13 protein-coding genes are annotated in these 16,832 nt (G+C 64.9%); 4 read left to right on the top strand and 9 right to left on the bottom strand.

Going from position 1 to position 16,832, the window contains the following annotated elements:
* Positions 1–116 precede the first annotated feature (116 nt).
* Positions 117–821 (top strand): tetratricopeptide repeat protein, encoded by a 705-nt coding sequence (locus ASG57_RS08415; protein ID WP_024339170.1) that lies wholly within the window; start codon positions 117–119, stop codon positions 819–821.
* 6 nt (positions 822–827) lie between these two features.
* Here the strand turns inward: ASG57_RS08415 and radC are convergent, their stop codons facing one another.
* The 4 genes from radC to ASG57_RS08395 form a co-directional block, all read right to left on the bottom strand.
* Positions 828–1,541 carry a RadC family protein gene (radC, locus tag ASG57_RS08410; RefSeq protein ID WP_024339169.1) on the bottom strand — a complete coding sequence of 238 codons (714 nt, stop codon included), beginning with the start codon at positions 1,539–1,541 and terminating at the stop codon, positions 828–830.
* Between the two features lie 124 nt (positions 1,542–1,665).
* Positions 1,666–2,625, bottom strand: coding sequence for an MBL fold metallo-hydrolase (locus ASG57_RS08405; protein WP_024339168.1), 960 nt, complete (start codon positions 2,623–2,625; stop codon positions 1,666–1,668).
* Positions 2,626–2,800: 175 nt separating this feature from the next.
* On the bottom strand, positions 2,801–3,625 hold the full coding sequence (gene map, locus ASG57_RS08400; RefSeq protein ID WP_057196035.1) for a type I methionyl aminopeptidase: 825 nt from the start codon (positions 3,623–3,625) through the stop codon (positions 2,801–2,803).
* A gap of 184 nt (positions 3,626–3,809) precedes the next feature.
* On the bottom strand, positions 3,810–5,120 hold the full coding sequence (locus ASG57_RS08395; protein ID WP_057196034.1) for a mechanosensitive ion channel family protein: 1,311 nt from the start codon (positions 5,118–5,120) through the stop codon (positions 3,810–3,812).
* Positions 5,121–5,335: 215 nt separating this feature from the next.
* Between ASG57_RS08395 and ASG57_RS08390 the strand changes: the two genes are divergently transcribed.
* Complete coding sequence (locus ASG57_RS08390; protein ID WP_024339165.1) at positions 5,336–7,129, top strand: potassium/proton antiporter; 1,794 nt, start codon at positions 5,336–5,338, stop codon at positions 7,127–7,129.
* A gap of 39 nt (positions 7,130–7,168) precedes the next feature.
* Here the strand turns inward: ASG57_RS08390 and modC are convergent, their stop codons facing one another.
* From modC to mepA, 4 genes are all read right to left on the bottom strand, one after another.
* A complete protein-coding gene (gene modC, locus ASG57_RS08385; RefSeq protein WP_024339164.1) occupies positions 7,169–7,831 on the bottom strand; it encodes a molybdenum ABC transporter ATP-binding protein in 663 nt (220 codons plus the stop codon).
* 2 nt (positions 7,832–7,833) lie between these two features.
* A complete protein-coding gene (modB, locus tag ASG57_RS08380) occupies positions 7,834–8,529 on the bottom strand; it encodes a molybdate ABC transporter permease subunit (protein ID WP_057196033.1) in 696 nt (231 codons plus the stop codon).
* A 27-nt stretch (positions 8,530–8,556) separates the two neighbouring features.
* Positions 8,557–9,342: a molybdate ABC transporter substrate-binding protein gene (gene modA / locus ASG57_RS08375; RefSeq protein ID WP_057196032.1), complete on the bottom strand. Its 786-nt coding sequence runs from the start codon at positions 9,340–9,342 to the stop codon at positions 8,557–8,559.
* Between the two features lie 245 nt (positions 9,343–9,587).
* Positions 9,588–10,532: a penicillin-insensitive murein endopeptidase gene (gene mepA, locus ASG57_RS08370; protein WP_057196086.1), complete on the bottom strand. Its 945-nt coding sequence runs from the start codon at positions 10,530–10,532 to the stop codon at positions 9,588–9,590.
* Between the two features lie 617 nt (positions 10,533–11,149).
* Between mepA and ASG57_RS08365 the strand changes: the two genes are divergently transcribed.
* Positions 11,150–13,156, top strand: coding sequence for a putative bifunctional diguanylate cyclase/phosphodiesterase (locus ASG57_RS08365; RefSeq protein WP_422866061.1), 2,007 nt, complete (start codon positions 11,150–11,152; stop codon positions 13,154–13,156).
* Positions 13,157–13,225: 69 nt separating this feature from the next.
* Here ASG57_RS08365 and ASG57_RS08360 read toward each other — a convergent pair whose 3' ends face one another.
* The gene (locus ASG57_RS08360) at positions 13,226–15,190 is read right to left on the bottom strand and encodes a methyl-accepting chemotaxis protein (RefSeq protein ID WP_024339159.1); all 1,965 of its coding nucleotides are present in this window, start codon (positions 15,188–15,190) and stop codon (positions 13,226–13,228) included.
* Between the two features lie 489 nt (positions 15,191–15,679).
* Between ASG57_RS08360 and ASG57_RS08355 the strand changes: the two genes are divergently transcribed.
* A complete protein-coding gene (locus ASG57_RS08355) occupies positions 15,680–16,813 on the top strand; it encodes an OpgC domain-containing protein (RefSeq protein ID WP_057196031.1) in 1,134 nt (377 codons plus the stop codon).
* Positions 16,814–16,832: the final 19 nt, after the last annotated feature.

Raw genomic sequence — 16,832 nt, 5'->3', positions numbered from 1 at the left:
GACGGGGACGAACTCGGATGGGCCGAAGATCGCCTGCCAAGGCAATTCCCGTTCGAACTTTTCTCGCATCTGGAGAGACCAAGACGGGAATCGCTCAAATTCGATCGGGCTTTGACATGAAACTGTTTGCCCTGGCCTTCTCGTGTCTTCTGCTTTTCGCGGTGTCCGCCAGCGCGAATGACACCCGCACCTTCAATGCGATGGTCGCATTGGCCAATCGCGGAGATTCCGAGGCGCAATATCATGTGGGCATGATGTACAACAACGGCATCGGCACGCAGCAGGATCGCAGTCGGGCCTTCGAGTGGTTTCAGAAATCGGCCGCCGCCAACGACCCCCTCGGTGCCTACAAGCTCGGCTGCTACTATGACGGACAAGGCGCAGGCATCATCACAACCGACGCGGATCAAGCACTGAAGTACAAGCTCGTTGCCGCCAATGCGGGTTATGCGCGTGCCCAGCACGATGTCGCTCTCACATATGACCGGCGAGGCAATCCGGAAGAAGCGCTGAAATGGTGGAAGCTGGCGGGCGATCAGGGGCTTCCCGAGGCTCTCTTCAGCCTGTCCCGCGCCTATTCGGCCGGAAAGGGAACGCCGAGAGATTTGTCACTGTCGTATGCCTATTTCAAGCTCTCGAAGGTGGCGCCGGCGAAGAACGTGAACGAGATGGCTTCCATGTTGTCCAAGCCCGAGCTCGAGAAAGCCGAGAAACTCGCTGCCGCATGGAAGCCGCGACCGACCGCCCTGACGCTCAAGGCATTCGCCGGCATCACAGCCGCGGAAGACCATTTGAAAGCCGCCAGGAACCAAGTGTTCTGATCTGGCCTAAATCAACCGCATTCCACGCAAGCTCGCGTGGCCATTCTTGCCCACGATGATGTGGTCGTGCACGGCAATGCCGAGCGGCTTGGCGATGTCGATGATGGCCTTCGTCATCTGGATGTCGGCCTGCGACGGCGAGGGATCGCCGCTTGGATGGTTATGCACCAGGATCAGCGCGGTCGCGGAGAGCTCCAGCGCGCGCTTGATCACCTCGCGCGGATAGACCGGCGTGTGGTCGACGGTGCCGGTCTGCTGCACCTCGTCGGCAATCAGCTGGTTGCGCTTGTCGAGGAAGAGCAGGCGGAATTGCTCCTTGTCGGCAAAGGCCATGCTGGTGCGGCAATAATCGATCACCTCGTTCCAGGACGACAGCGCGTTGCGGCTGTTGACGCCGCCCTTGGCGATGCGGTGCGCCGCCGCGGCGATCAGCTTGAGCTGGTTGACCGCGGCCTCTCCGACGCCGTGGACCTCGCGCAAGCGCGCCACCGGGGCATGGACGACCTCGGCGAACGAGCCGAACGTCTTGATCAGCGATTTCGCCAGCGGCTTGGTGTCGCGCCGCGGCAGCGCCGGAAACAGCGCCATCTCCAGCAGCTCGTAGTCGCTGAGGGCATCCGCGCCCGCGCTGTAGAAGCGCTCGCGCAGCCGCTCGCGATGGCCGTGATAGTGCGGCGCCTCGGCGGATGGATTGTCTGGCTGGTCGGTCTTGCGGGGCATCGGCGCAAGGATGCCGCGCCGGGCGGTTTTTGCAGCTCTGAAGTGCTGCGCGACGTCCGGCGGCGGCGAGAAATCAGGCGCCGCGCGAACACGGAGCCTTTCGCATTCACGGCTTGCGGCGCGATCAGGCCTTGACGGCGGCGAAGGCGTAGCCGTTGCCGTCCTTGGCCAGCGTGCCGACGTTCGGAAAGCCGAAATGATAGCCGGCGATCATCCCCTTTTCGGCGATTACGCGGTCGAAGAAGGCGCGCCGCGTGGCTTCCGCCTTCGGCCCGTCGCTGTCGAAGCCGGAGAACCAGCCGGGGTTCTTGACGAACAGCTGATAGATGCCGGTGACGTCGCTCTGGATGAAGAGCTGCTGCCCGCCGGAGGCCACCAGGAAGGACATGTGGCCGATCGTGTGACCCGGCGTGGCGATGGCCTTGACGCCGGGCGCGAGGTCGGCGCCGTCGCCATACTGCTTGATGTTCTTCCAGGTCGGGAAGGTCGCCTGAATCCGCTTGACGTGGGGGCGATTGGCCTCGGGCACTTTCTCCACCAGGGCCGCATCGGTCCAGAACTTGTACTCCACTTCGGGCATCATGATTTCCGCGTTCGGAAATACCTGCGCGTCGGTTTCCTTCACCCACAGGCCCGAAATGTGATCCGGATGGAAATGCGAGATGACCACCGTCGATACCGTCGCCGGATCGAGTCCGGCAGCCTTCATGTTGCTCGCAAGCTTGCCGACGCTGGCGGGGCCGTTGCCGCCGAAACCGGCGTCGAACAGCACGACCTTGCCGCCGGTACGGATGGCGGTGACCGTAAAGGGGTTGTCGATCTTGTCGGGCCCGATGCCGGCTGCGGTCAGCGCCTTCTTGACCTCGTCGAGCCCGGCATTCTTGACCATGCCCTCGGTCACCGGCCGTTCGATCGAGCCTTCATGGAGGCTGAACACCTCGATGTCGCCGACCTTGTATTTGAGGCTGTCGGCGGCGCGCTGTGCAGAAGCGGCTCCGATGAAAGACACTGGTCCGTTGAGGCCGAAGACCAGTGCCGCCCCGGTGCTTCCGAGGACCAGATCCCGGCGTGAAATCTCGAACATTGTGGTGCTCCCTTTGAGTGAATCCTCGGGCGGCGCTTTTCATGGGTTGAATGCGCCCGCCATGGTTCGACACCGGGATGCGTGGCCTATTCCATGGCGATTGTCGTGCAGGGAACGGCAAGATGACGCAGTCAGGCTGCGGTCTTGAGAACAATTTGCAACAAAGAGCGTGCGCTTACGCTGCCGCCCACGGCTTCTCGCCGTGCCGCTCCGACAGCGTGAAGATCTCCACGCCCGTCGCCGTGACGCCGACCGAGTGCTCGAACTGCGCCGACAGCGAGCGGTCGCGGGTGACCGCGGTCCAGCCGTCGGAGAGGATCTTCACATGCGGCTTGCCGAGATTGATCATCGGCTCGATCGTGAAGAACATGCCGGGCTTGAGCTGAACGCCCTCGCCGGGCCGGCCGACATGGATGATGTTCGGCTCGTCGTGGAACATGCGCCCGAGGCCATGGCCGCAGAAGTCGCGCACCACGCTCATGCCCTGCGGCTCGACGAAGCTCTGGATGGCATGGCCGATGTCGCCGGTGGTGGCGCCGGGCTTCACCGCGGCGATGCCGCGCATCATCGCTTCATAGGTGACCTCGATCAGCCGCTCGGCCTTGCGCGCGATCGGGCCGATCGCATACATCCGGCTGGAATCGCCATACCACCCGTCGACGATGAAGGTGACGTCGATGTTGACGATGTCGCCTTCCTTCAGCGGACGGTCGCCGGGCATGCCGTGGCAGACCACGTGATTGAGGGAGGTGCAGGTGGAGTAGCGATAGCCGCGATACATCAGCGTCGCCGGATAGGCGCCGTGGCTGAAGGCGAAGTCGCGGACGAATTCGTCGATCTTCGAGGTCGGCACGCCCGGCCCGACGATGTCAGTGAGCTCGTCGAGGCATTTTGCCACCAGCGCCCCCGCCTTGCGCATGCCTGCAAAGGCGTTCGGCCCATGCAGCTTGATCTGTCCGGTCTTGCGCAGGGATGTATCGGTGGCTTCGACGTAGCTCATGCGTGTCAGGTCTTCCGGGTCTTATCTCGATTCGGTGGAAAGGCTTGATTTCAGGCCCCAATCTAATGATTGGCGGCCTTCATGCAAGCCAAGGCAGGGCGTTTTCGAGCGAAGTGGCGACCGGTTCGCGCGAAGAAAACGCGTCAAAACAGGGGCCTTGCCGGTCCGGGGGGACGAAAGCAGCCTAATCCGGGACTTCCACGGTGGTTTCCACCGGCAGGACGCCGCCGCGGATGCGGATTTCGCGGACGGGGTAGGGAACCCGGATGCCTTCGCGCTTGAACGCGTCCCACAGCGCCAGCATCACGTCGCTCTTGACGGTGTCCATGCCGTCGGGATCCGCAAGCCACAAGGTCAGCGAGAACTTCATCCCGGCCTCCGCAAACTCGGTCAGGATACAGTTCGGCGGCTTGCCCTTCTGGGCGCGTGGATGAGCGGCGGCGATCTCGGTCGCGAGCTTGCAGACTAGCTTCGGATCGGCGTCGTAATTGGTGCCGAAGGCGATCTTCACCAGCGTGTTCTTGTCGGTGTAGGTCCAGTTGACGACCTTCTGCGTCACCAGATCCTCGTTCGGGACCAGGAACTCGCGGCCGTCGCCGGCGGCGACGGAGATGTATCGCGTCTTCATCGCGCTGATGCGACCGGTATTGTCGCCGATGGTGACGAGATCGCCGGGCTTCACCGACTTGTCGGCGAGCAGGATGATGCCCGAGATGAAATTGGCGACGATCTTCTGCAGGCCGATACCGATGCCGACGCCGACCGCGCCGGAGAACACCGCGAGCGCCGACAGATCGATGCCGACGGCGCCGAGCGCAATGACGATTGCGACGGCCAGAAGCCCGATGCGGATGATCTTCATCAGCAGCACCTGCACCGACGGCGTCAGGTCGGTGGTCGCGTTGATCCGGCTCTCGGCGAAATTGCTCGCGATATTCGTGAGCCAGAGCGCGATGAGGAGGAGGGCGCCGGCCTTGATCGCCAGGAGCGGGGTCAACCTGAGACCGCCGAGCACGATCGCGAAGGAATCAAGCAGGTCGACGGTCGCATCGAGCTGACCGACGATGGAGAGCGCCGCGACCAGCCACGCCGTGACCGACACCACCTTGACGATGAAGGCGTTGCGCAGCACCGAGGTGACGAGCCGGATTACCAGCCAGGCGAAGCCCAGCTTGGCTGCGACCATCAGGAGATAGCTGCGGCTTGGCCAGGTCGCATGGTACATCACGACCCGCGAGATGATCACGAGCAACGTGAACACCGCCGTGGAAGCGCTGGCGATCATCACCCGCGCGAAGTGCCGGAGCGGCAGCGGCCACCGCATCGCCAGCGAGGTCATGTCGAGACGGCTGCGAATGGCGGCTTCGGCCGCATAGGCGATACCGGCCGCGGCCAGGATGAGACCGAATTGCAGGTAGAACCAGGGTGAGGAGATTTCCGCTCCGACGCTGCGTGCGGTCGTCTGCACGAACTCCATGAAGTCTTTGAGGTCCATGTCCGTCGGTCTCGTCAGGGAAGCGGAGGAGGGATTGATGCGAGGGGGCCGGAGAATCCCACAAGGGGCACGGCCGAGCCATCGATACACCGCCAAGTGAAGCGCGTTAAGGCCGTAAAATCCTGGCAGATTGCCGCGAGCCGCAGAAAATGGGTTGGCGCGAGAGTCCACCGACGATATGGATGCAATTCCAGCGAATTTTGCCCGGAAGGTGGATGGCTTCCCTCGATTCCGTCAGTCTCGCCATATTGCTCGGCTCCGTCCTCGTCATGGCCGGCATCCTGTCCAGCCTGCTTGCGCTGCGCTTCGGCGCGCCCCTGCTGCTGGTCTTCCTTGCGATCGGCATGCTCGCCGGCGATTCCGGCCCGGGGCAGCTCCAGTTCGACGACGTCCGCACCACCTATTTGGTCGGCTCGGTCGCGCTGGCCCTGATCCTGTTCGACGGCGGCTTGCGGACGCGCTTTGCCAGCATCCGCACCGTGCTGGCACCCTCGGTGGCGCTGGCGACCATCGGCGTGCTGCTGACCGCTTTGATCACGGCACCCTTCGCGAAGTACGCGCTCGACCTCAACTGGTCGGAATCGCTGCTGGTCGGCGCCGTGGTGGCCTCGACCGACGCGGCCGCCGTGTTCCTGCTGGTGCACACCCAGGGCCTGCGCCTGCGCCCGCGCGTCGGCGCGACGCTGGAGGTGGAATCCGGCACAAACGATCCGTTCGCGATCTTCCTCACGCTGATGCTGGTGGAATACATCTCGCTGGGCTCGAGCTCGCCCGGCCATGTGCTGATGGAGTTCGTCCTGGAGGCGGTGCTGGGCGCCATCGTCGGCATCATCGGCGGCCGCCTCGTCGTGATGGCGCTCAACAAGGTCGCCTTGCCGCAGGGGCTGCATGCGCCGTTCGTGGCCACGGCAGCGCTCGTCATCTTCGGCGGCTCGCAGATCATGCACGCCTCCGGCTTTCTCGCGGTCTATCTTGCCGGCATCATCATAGGCAACCGGCCGACGCGCGCGCATAATTCGGTGGTGACCTTCCTCGATGCCGCAACCTGGCTGGCGCAGATCGTCATGTTCGTGCTGCTCGGCCTTTTGGTCTCGCCGAGCCGGCTCGGCACCAGCATATTGCCGGCGGTCGCCGTCGCGCTCGTCCTGATGCTGGTGGCGCGGCCGCTCGCGGTGTTCCTGTGCCTTGCACCGTTCCGCTTCAACTGGCGCGAAAGGATATTCATCGCCTGGACGGGCCTGCGCGGCGCCGTCGCGATCTTCCTGGCGTCGATCCCCATGCTGGTCGGCCTGTCCAAGGCCTATCTTTATTTCGACGTCGCCTTCGTCGTCGTCATCATCTCGCTGTTGCTGCAGGGCTGGACCCTGGCGGCCGCCGCGCGCAAGCTGCACGTGGCACTGCCGCGCGTCGAGCGCGGCCCGCGCCGCGTCGAGCTGGACCTGCCGGGCCAGCTCGAGCAGCAGCTCGTCGGCTATCCGGTGCGGCCCAAGAGCCTGTATTTCCGCCGCGGCCTGATCCCGTCCTGGTCCAAGCCGACGCTGGTGATCCGCAACGAGCACATCCTGACGCCGACGGAAGCCGACCCGGTCGCGCCCGGCGACTACATCTATCTGCTGGCACCGCCGGAAAAAGCCGAGTCGCTCGACCGGTTCTTCGTCGACATGCAGCCGAGCTCGGCGCCAGATCCGCATTTGCTCGGCGACTTCGTGGTGTCCGGCGAGCACACGCTGGCCGAGCTCGCCGAGATCTACGGCGTGATGGTGAGCGAGGATGCGAGCAAGCTCACGCTCGCCGATTATTTCGACGTGCATCTCGACCACGCGCCCAAGGAGGGCGCCGAGCTCGCCCTGGATACCATCGTCCTCGTGGCGCGCAGCATCTCCGGCGGCCGCGTCAACGTCGTCGGCCTGCGCCTGCCCGAGGAGGACGAGACCCCGCCGCCGCTGACGCGCGCGCAAGCGCTGCGGAAGAAGCTCGCGGATGTGTGGGCCTCGGTGGCGGGGGTCTAGCCTTTCCTCGTCATTTGCGAGGACGTTGGCCCTACGGGGCTACGCCAGCACCTTCACGCCGCCGAGACTCGTCACCCGCCCCTGCTTCAGCATCACGATCTGCGTGGCGAGCTGGCGCAGCTCGGCGACGTCGTGGCTGACATAGACCATCGGCACGTTGGCCTCGTCGCGCAGCCGCACCAGATATGGCAGGATCTCGAGCTTGCGGCCCTCGTCGAGCGCGCCCAGCGGCTCGTCGAGCAGCAGCAGCCGTGGCTTCGACAGCAGCGCGCGCCCGAGCGCAACGCGCTGGCGCTCGCCGCCGGAGAGCTTGCCGGGGCGGCGATCCTGCAGCGCGCCGATGTCGAGGAGGTCAATGATGCGCTTGTGCTGCGCCGGATCGAAGGCAAGCCCGTTCATCCGCCGTCCGTAGTCGAGGTTCTGCGCCACGCTCAGATGCGGAAACAGCCGCGCATCCTGGAACACATAGCCGATGCGGCGGCGGTATGTGGGCACGTGAATGCCGGCCGCGGTGTCGTCCACCGTCTCGCCGTCGATCACGATGGTGCCGCGATCCGGCCGCAACAGCCCCGCGATCATGTTGACCAGCGATGTCTTGCCGGCACCGGAGGCGCCGAACAGGCCGATGACGCGCCCTTCGCTGCTGAAGGATGCATGCAGCGAGAAGTCGCCGAGCTGCTTTTCGATGTCGACCCGCAGCATGGTCAATTCCCGTGCAGGCGCTGCGTGGCGCGGCGGGCGAACCACTCGGCGGCGATGAGTGCACCGAGCGCCAGCACGATCGAGACGATCACCAGCCGTCCCGCAGCGGCATCGCCGTCCGGCGCCTGGATCAGCGAATAGATCGCCGAGGAGATCGTCTGCGTCTCGCCGGGGATATTGGAGACGAAGGTGATGGTCGCGCCGAACTCGCCGATCGCTTTGGCGAAGCCCAGCACCATGCCGGCGAGCACGCCGGGCAGCGCCAGCGGCAACGTCACCGTGAGGAACACTTTCCACGGCGCCGCGCCAAGCGTCTCTGCCGCCTGCTCGAGCCGTCGGTCGATCGCCTCGATCGACAGCCGCATCGGGCGCACCAGCAGCGGAAACGACATCACGCCGCAGGCGAGCGCCGCGCCGGTCCAGCGGAACGAGAACACGATGCCGAGATGGTCGGCGAGGAAGCCGCCAACGAGGCCGCGGCGGCCGAACGTCAGCAGGAGCAGATAGCCGGTCACGACCGGCGGCAGCACCAGAGGCAGATGAACGAGGGCATCGAGCAGCGACTTGCCCCAGAAGTCACGCCGCGCCAGCAGCCACGCCAGCGCAATGCCGAATGGCGTCGCCACCAGCGTTGCGATGATGGCGACCCTGAGCGAGAGCAGGATCGCCGTCCATTCGGCGGGAGAAATCTCGGTCATCGAGCCCCAGCTATCACGTCGCAAGACCTAAGTTACGGGACTGATCAGGAACTTGAAGCCGTACTTCTCAAAAATGGACTTGGCCGCCGTGGAGCGCAGGAAGGTCAGATAGCCGCTGGTCTCGGACTTTGCCGTGGTGGTTGCGGCGACCGGATAGATGATCGCGGGATGCGAATCCGCCGGAAAGGTGCCGACGACCTTCACGCCCGGCTCGACCTTGGCGTCGGTGGAATAGACGATCCCGAGCGCGGCCTCGCCGCGTGCGACCAGCGTCAGCGCGGCGCGCACGCTCTCTGCCATCGCGAATTTCGGCTCCGCGGCCTGCCAGGCGCCGAGCCTTTCAAGCGCAGCCTTGGCATATTTGCCGACAGGTACAGATTTGACGTCGCCCGTCGCGATCCTGCCGTCGCCGGCGAGCCTGGCGAGATCGAAGCCTTGCGCGACAGTCACGTTGTCGATCCTGGAATCCTTGGGCGCGATCAGCACGATGCTGTTGCCGAGCAGGTTGACTCTGGAAGGCTCGTTGATGGTCTTTTTGGAGATCGCGTAGTCCATCCAGTCGGTGTCGGCGGACACGAACACGTCGGCCGGCGCGCCCTGCTCGATCTGCTTGGCGAGCACCGAGCTTGCGGCATAGCTGACCGAGAACTTGACACCGGTCCTGGCGGTATAGGCCGCGTCGATCTCGTCCAGCGCGTTCTTCATGGAGGCCGCGGCGAACACGGTGATGGTCTTGTCCTCGGCGACCGCAGGTGAGAGGGGTGCGGTGGCAAGGATCACGAAGGCGGCGAGAAGCCGGGACAGACGAAACATGGATGCGCTCCGTGCGAGCTCGCGCGCGCAGGAGGCGCGCAATCTGGCGTTGGTTGGGTCAGATGCGACGGGCGGACGCGCTGTTCCACGTGGCCTTGCGACGGCTTACGACCGGCAGGGATATCGCAATTGCGAAGATAGCAGGCCAGGTCGGAAGGTCAAACCTGGTGCGTCATCCCGGGCTCGCTTCGCGCCCCCGGGACGACAGCGATGGGCGAGGCGGCAGCTTGCCTTCCGCCGCAACCTTACCGCTTCGCATCGCCGGCGTGCAGCACCGCTTTGCAGGCCGCCGGCATCTGGGCCAGCGTCATCGTCGGCTTCGGCTTTGGCGGCTCCGGCGGCGGCTTGGGGTGCAGCACCGCGTCGGAAAACCAATAGGCGAGATCCGCGGGCTTGCAGCCTTCGTCCTCGGCCTGTGACGGCTGGCCCTCGCATGCGCCGGCACCGGCAGGGCAGCGCATGCGGATGTGGAAGTGATAGTCGTGGCCCCACCAGGGGCGGATCTTCGACAGCCATGCGCGATCACCCTTGGCCTCGCGGCACACCGCCTTCTTGATCGCGGCGTTGACGAAGATGCGCTGCACCGCGGGCTCCCGCGCCGCATCGCGCAACACCAGCACATGGCCCGGCGTGAACACCTTGGGATCGACGTCGAGCCGGTCGGGCCGCACCATCATCACGGCCGACATCTCCTCCCGCTCCTCGCGCGAGAGCCGGCGGTTCGGCATCGGCGTCAGCCAGATGTCGGCATCGAGGCCGATCTGGTGGCTGGCATGGCCCGAAAGCGCCGGCCCGCCGCGCGGCTGGGCGATGTCGCCGACCAGGATGCCCGGCCATCCCGCATCCCTGTGGGCCTTCGCCGCGAGCCGCTTGATCAGCGCGATCATGTCCGGGTGGCCGTAGCTGCGGTTGCGCGACAGGCGCATCACCTGCCAATGCTCGCCGCTGACCGGAATCTGCTCCGCGCCGCCGATGCAGCCCCTGGTATAGGAGCCGATGACATGGGCCGGCCCCTTCGACGGCAGCAGCTTTCGCGCGAACAGCTCCTTGGCGGCGAGATCGGGGTCGTTCGGATTGGCGAGCGGCGGCAGCGGCTTCGGGGTGACGCTGCCCTTGTCCTGGGCCAGCGCGCCGCCGGCGCCCGGGAAAGCCAATGCAAGCAGGAGGAGGGTGATGCCGCGGCGACTCATGCTGTCGTCCTTATAACGCAATTGCCGCATCAGGGTTAAGAACTCAGGCTTCTGTTCCGGCCGCAGGCTCGCGGCACAGGAGCTCAGTCAAACCGCGCCTCGAACTGCCGTTTCTTAACTGTGCAATAACCCTGTCCCGCATTGACCAAAATACGTGCGCGGCGGGCGGAATAACTGCGGCCTGGCATGCAATCGCGTGCGATTTCGGAACTGATTCAGGTGCGCGCGCAATTTTGCGCCAGATCGATCCCTGATTGCGGCGCTGAACCCATTTTGACGGTGCCTGCCGTCGCAGCCGCGCCTCGCAAACAGGCAGCAAGGTCCGCCTCGCGCGGATCGCCACCGGGCAAGATTACTTTTTTTTCAGACACTTGTCTCAAGACTCGCGGCCGCCGGGCGCACTGGGACGCGTGAAGTTGAGTTTGAAATCTCGAAGAACAAGAAAGCGAACGCAAAGCGTGCTTGCAAGCGTCGGCAAAAGGGCGCGCAAGCCGCGCTTTGCGGTCGCGTCGCGAGTTCCTTCCGAGCGCAGCGAAGTGCTGCGCAGCCGTGCCGAGGCGGAAGCCGCGATCGCGGAAGCACGCAAATCCCATGAACGCCTGCGCCAGGCCATCGATATGCTGCCGCAGGGCATCGTGTTTCTCGATGCTGAAGGCCGCTACGTCCTCTGGAACAAGAAGTACGCCGAGATCTACAGCAAGACCGCCGACCTGTTTGCGGAAGGAGCGCGCCTTGAGGACACGCTGCGCATCGGCGTGGCCCGCGGCGACTATCCCGAGGCCGTCGGCAACGAGGACGAGTGGATCTCCGAGCGCCTGCAAAAGCTCTATCAGCCCGGTGCGCGCCACGAGCAGAAGCTGTCGGACGGCCGCGTCATCCTGATCGACGAGCGTCTGACCGATGACGGCGGCGTCGTCGGCCTGCGCGTCGACATTACCGAGTTGAAGCAGCGCGAGGCTTCGTTCCGCCTGCTGTTCGAGGGCAATCCCGTGCCCATGATCGTCTGCGCGCTGGACGACGAGCGCATCATCGCCGTCAACGACGCCGCGGTCGCGCACTACGGCTACAGCCGCGCCGAGTTCGAGCGGCTGAAGATCCGCTCCTTGCAGGCCTTTGACAGCGAGCCGCCCTGGACCGCCGACGTGACCGGGGAGGAGCAGGCAGGCCGCACCTGGAAGCACGTCAAGGCAGACGGCGCGCTGATCGACCTTGCGATCTATTCCCGCGAGCTGACTTATGCCGAGCGGCCCGCGGTGCTGCTCGCGCTGATGGACATCACCGAGCGCAAGCGCGCCGAGGCGCGGCTCGCCTTCATGTCCCAGCACGACGGTCTGACCGGCCTGCCCAATCGCAGCCTGCTGCGTCAGCAGGTCGACGAGATGCTGCTGCATACGCGGCGCAGCCCCGAGAAGGTCGCGCTCCTGATGCTGGGGCTCGACAGTTTCAAGGCCGTCAACGACACGCTCGGACATGCGGTCGGCGATAAGCTCCTGCGCGGCGTCGCGAAGCGGTTGCGTTCCACCCTTCGTGAGGAAGACGCGCTGGCGCGGCTCAATTCCGACGAGTTCGCGATCGTGCAAAGCGGGCTGACGCGCCCCGAGGACGCGGTGATGCTGGCCAAGCGCCTCCTGGCGGCGATCGCCGATCCCTATCTGCTCGACGGCCATTCCGTGGTCATCGGCGCCTCGATCGGCATTGCGATGGCGCCCGGCGACGGCGACGATTCCGAGAAGCTGCTCAAGAGCGCCGACATGGCGTTGTCGCGCGCCAAGCTGGACGCGCGCGGCACCTTCGCCTTCTTCGAGGCCGCGCTCGACGCCAAGGCGCAGAGCCGCCGCAAGATCGAGGTCGAGCTGCGCGATGCGATCCAGAACGACGTGCTGCGACCCTATTACCAGCCGCTGATCGACCTCCAGAGCGGCCGCATCACCGGCTTCGAGGCGTTGGTGCGCTGGCCGCATGCGGAGCGAGGCATGGTCTCGCCGGCCGAGTTCATCCCGGTCGCCGAGGACACCGGCCTGATCAATCCGCTCGGCGGGCAGATGCTGCGCCGGGCCTGCCTGGATGCCGCGGCCTGGCCCGACGACGTCCGCGTCGCGGTCAACCTGTCGCCGCTGCAGTTCCGCAGCGGCAATCTGCTCTCGGTGGTGACGGACGCGCTGAAACATTCCGGCTTGCCGCCGCGCCGGCTCGAGCTCGAGATCACCGAGACCCTGCTATTGGAGAAGAGCGCCCAGATCCTGGCGACGCTGCATGCGCTGCGCGCGCTCGGGGTGCGCATCTCGATGGACGATTTCGGCACCGGCTATTCCAGCCTCAGCTATTTGCGAAGCTTCCCGTTCGACAAGATCAAGATCGACCAGTCCTTCGTGCGCGATCTCGGCTCCAACCGCGAAGCCCAGGCGATCATTCGCTCCATCGTCAGCCTCGGGAAGGGCTTGGGCGTCACCATCACCGCCGAGGGTGTCGAGACCGAGGCCGAGCTGAGCTGTCTCCGCGCCGAAGGCTGCCATGAGGGCCAGGGCTTCCTGTTCAGCAAGGCCCGGCCCCATGCGGAGATCGTCAGCCTGCTGGCGGCGCAGCGCGGCATCGACGGCAACGAGGACGCCGCCCTGGTGGCGTGAGGCCGTTAACGGGTCCGCAAGGGTGCTGCACTCCCTCGCCCCTCTTTCAAGGGGCGAGGTGAAGAGATCTCAGGCTGCCCGCAGTCCGGCCAGAAACGTATCCACGCTTCGGATCAGCACCGAGGCATGTTGTCCCAGCTCGCCCGTGGCAACCATGACGTCGCCGGCCAGCGCCCGGGACTGGTCGGCGGACTGGCTGGCGCCGGCGACATTGGCCGAGACGTCCGTGGTGCCGGCCGATGCCTGCTGCACGCTGCGGGCGATCTCCCGCGTTGCCGAGCCCTGTTCCTCGACCGCGGCAGCGATCGTGTTGGCGATGCCGCTGATCTCGCGGATGGTGTCGCTGATGCCGGAGATTGCGGTGACGCAATTTCCGGTGGCGGCCTGGATTGCGGTGACCTGGCTTGCGATCTCGTCGGTCGCCTTCGCGGTCTGGCTCGCCAGCTCCTTCACTTCGGCGGCGACCACGGCAAAGCCGCGGCCGGCTTCGCCCGCGCGGGCGGCCTCGATCGTGGCGTTGAGCGCGAGCAGGTTGGTCTGGCTGGCGATTTCGCTGATCAGCCGCAGCACGTCGCCGATGCGCTCGGCGGCGGTGGCAAGGCTCGTGACCATCTCGGTCGTCTCCGCGGCCTTGCGGACGGCGCCGCTCGCAACCTCGCTGGAATGGGTGACCTGACGGCCGATCTCGTTAACGGATGAGGCCAGCTCCTCCGTCGCTGCCGCGACGGCATTGACGCTGGCCGAGGCTTCCTCGGAGGCCGTCGCTGCGGCGGAAGCTCGCTGCGAGGTGCCGTTGACGCTGGTGGTGATCTCGCCGGCCACGCTCTGCATGCCCTCGGTCGCCTTTGCCACGGCGGCCACCACGCCCTTGACGTCGGCCTCGAAGCGGTCGGCCATCTGGCGCTGGAGTGCCTGCTTCTCGATCTCGGCCCTGGCCCTGTCCGCTTCCTGCGCCTCGCGCAGGGCGCCCGCCTCGAGCATGTTGCGGCGGAACACGTCGACCGCCTTGGCCATGGTGCCGAGTTCGTCCGTGCGTTCGCTTCCGGGAATGGTGACGCTGGTATCGCCGCTCGACAGCCGGTTCATGACCGCAGTGATCGCGGTAAGCGGCCGCGACAGGCCTCGCCCGAGCAGCAGGGCCAGCACGATCGTGACGGCAAGGATCGCAAGCGTGCCGAGGATCAGGTTGCGCTCGGCTGTGGCGAACGCGGCCTCATACTCGCTCGTGTCCTTGATGATCTCGAGCACGCCGACGGGCGCTCCCGCATAGTTCTTGATAAGTCCGGCATAGACCTCGACTGGATGACCGTCGAGCTCGGCCGCATGCCGGACCACCGAACCGTCGATTGCGTTCTTCAGCTGATCCAGCGTGGTGACGACCGTGTCGCCAAAGGTTGACGACAGCTTGTTCAGGTTCTTGCCGTCGAGCGAGTAGACTGCGAGGTCGATGCCAAAGCGCTTCTTGGCGCGGTCGACGAATTCCTTGCCGAAGGCTGCGCCGATATCAACGTTGGCAAGGCTTTTGCCGCCTCGCACGATCGGTGTCATGCCGAAGATGCCAAGCGCCTCCCGGCCGGGCTCGACGCCGACGATCTGCCGGCCGCCCTTGATCGCCTCGACCACGGTCTCCCGGCGCGCCGAGACGTCATCGCCGAACACCTTGGGAGCATGTACACGGTAAAATGCGACCGCGGGCGGAACCTGGAAGGTGATGAGTGGGATACCCTGCGCTTTCAGCGATTTGTTGGCCTCGCCGAGCAGTGCGGCCAGGCTGTCGCGGTCGCCCTTCGCTATGGCATCGCCAACCGGCGGCAGCGCCGCGATCACGGCGGAGACGGCCAGTGCCGAACGCCCTTCATAGTCGATCGCCGCAATCACGCTCTCATATTGCAGCTTGAGCTGCTGATCGAGCGCCATCCGCGTCAGCGCCCGCTGCTGGGTGATCGAGAAGCCGGAGAGGATGGCGCAGGCCACTGCCACTGTGAGTGCGATGGCGAGGATCAGGCGGGCGGCAATCGACTTGATCTTGAACATGAACAATTCCCGGGTATTTCCAAATTCTGCTTTGGTGGGAATGGTTGCAGAAATTGCTTAACAATAAGGCCGGATGGCCCCCGTGTTTTAACGGAGACGCCGTCATCCCTTTGCATGACTCGCTGCAACGGGCGCATGGAGGGCTGGTGGTTCGCCGCGAGCAAAGGCAACGCGCGCAGTCATTCCTGCAGGCGACCAGTGCAAGTCGCGGAACCGGCGTGAGCGGTCGAAGCCCGATGTTGATCCATCTGGCTGATGGGACCAGGCGACGCGTCGTTCGACGCCGGAGCATCGTTCGAACGCGAGGGCCTCGCCACCATTCCTGGATCTCAGCGACGAGGGCAACGCGGCGAGATGCTTTCTGGACCATAGCAAAGCGGCAATGTACCTTCACCGGCGGACCATACGGCAAGACCACGTCCCGCGAGGCGATCGGGCAAGCGCGCGCCGACGGGGCGGTGCTCCGATGACGAAAGGCAGTGCGCGGGAGTGAATTGGAATTCGACCATACCGGCACCTCTGAAGGAGCGCGATCTTCGGATCGATCTCTTTCGGGGCCTTTCCCTATGGTGGATCTATATCAATCACATCCCGGAAACTTATCTCAACAGGTTCACGCCCAAGAATTTCGGCTTCAGCGATGCGGCAGAGATTCTCGTGTTTCTGTCGGGCCTGGCGTCCGGCATCGTGTACGGCGATCTGTTGCGCAGCTCCGGCTTTGCGGCGGCGAGCCTGCGCATGTTGCGGCGTTCGTTCGAAATCTATATCGCGCAGATTTTGACGGTCGTCCTGTTGCTGGCGGAAGTGTCCTACATCGCGGCATGGCAGCTCGACATGTTCGATCACGCCAACCTGGCCGTCCTGCTGCAACAGCCCGCAGAAACACTGCTGCAGGCCGCGCTGCTGCGATATACGCCGGTCAATCTGGATCCTCTGCTCCTGATGGTCATACTTCACTTCGCGCTCGTTCTCATCGTGCCGTTGACGATCGGCGCCTGGCCGCTGGCCCTGGCCGGATCCGTGGCTCTTTATGTTTGCGCCCACCTGTTCGACTGGTACATCCCGGCCTATCCAAAGGGGCAACTCTACTTCAATCCGCTGAACTGGCAGTTGCTGTTCGTGATCGGCATCTGGTGGGGAGCGAACCGCGGTGATTGGCAGCTCGCCATTCTCAACTCCCGGACGCTTGCCGTCCTGGCGGCGGGCTATGTGCTGTTCTCGTTCGTGATCACTCTGGGCTGGCAGATTCACGCGATCGAAGCCTATGTGCCGGCCTGGCTGTCGCGTCTGATCTATCCTGTCGACAAGACCAATCTCGACATCTTGCGATTGTTGCATTTTGCTGCGCTCGCGCTGCTCTGTTGGCGTTTTCTTCCAAGCAATGCCAGCATCTTGAAAGCCAGATCGCTGGTGCCGCTGATACGGTGCGGCGAGTATTCGCTCGCGATCTATTGCGTCAGCGTTCTGCTGTCCTTTGCGGCCCATGCGCTGCTCAGCCTGGGCTCGAACGGCCTGGCATCGCAGACGCTGGTCACCCTGCTGGGCTTGGGCCTGATGAGCGCCCTGGCGATGTCGCTCGCCGCGATTGATCGCGGCGTCTTGCCCAATCTCAGGCCATTGTAGGTCGACCGCGACCGCACAG

The organism is Bradyrhizobium sp. Leaf396 (assembly GCF_001424605.1).
In the GTDB taxonomy this organism is placed as follows: Bacteria; Pseudomonadota; Alphaproteobacteria; order Rhizobiales; family Xanthobacteraceae; genus Bradyrhizobium; species Bradyrhizobium japonicum_C.
This window is presented reverse-complemented; position numbering and strand designations above follow the sequence as displayed.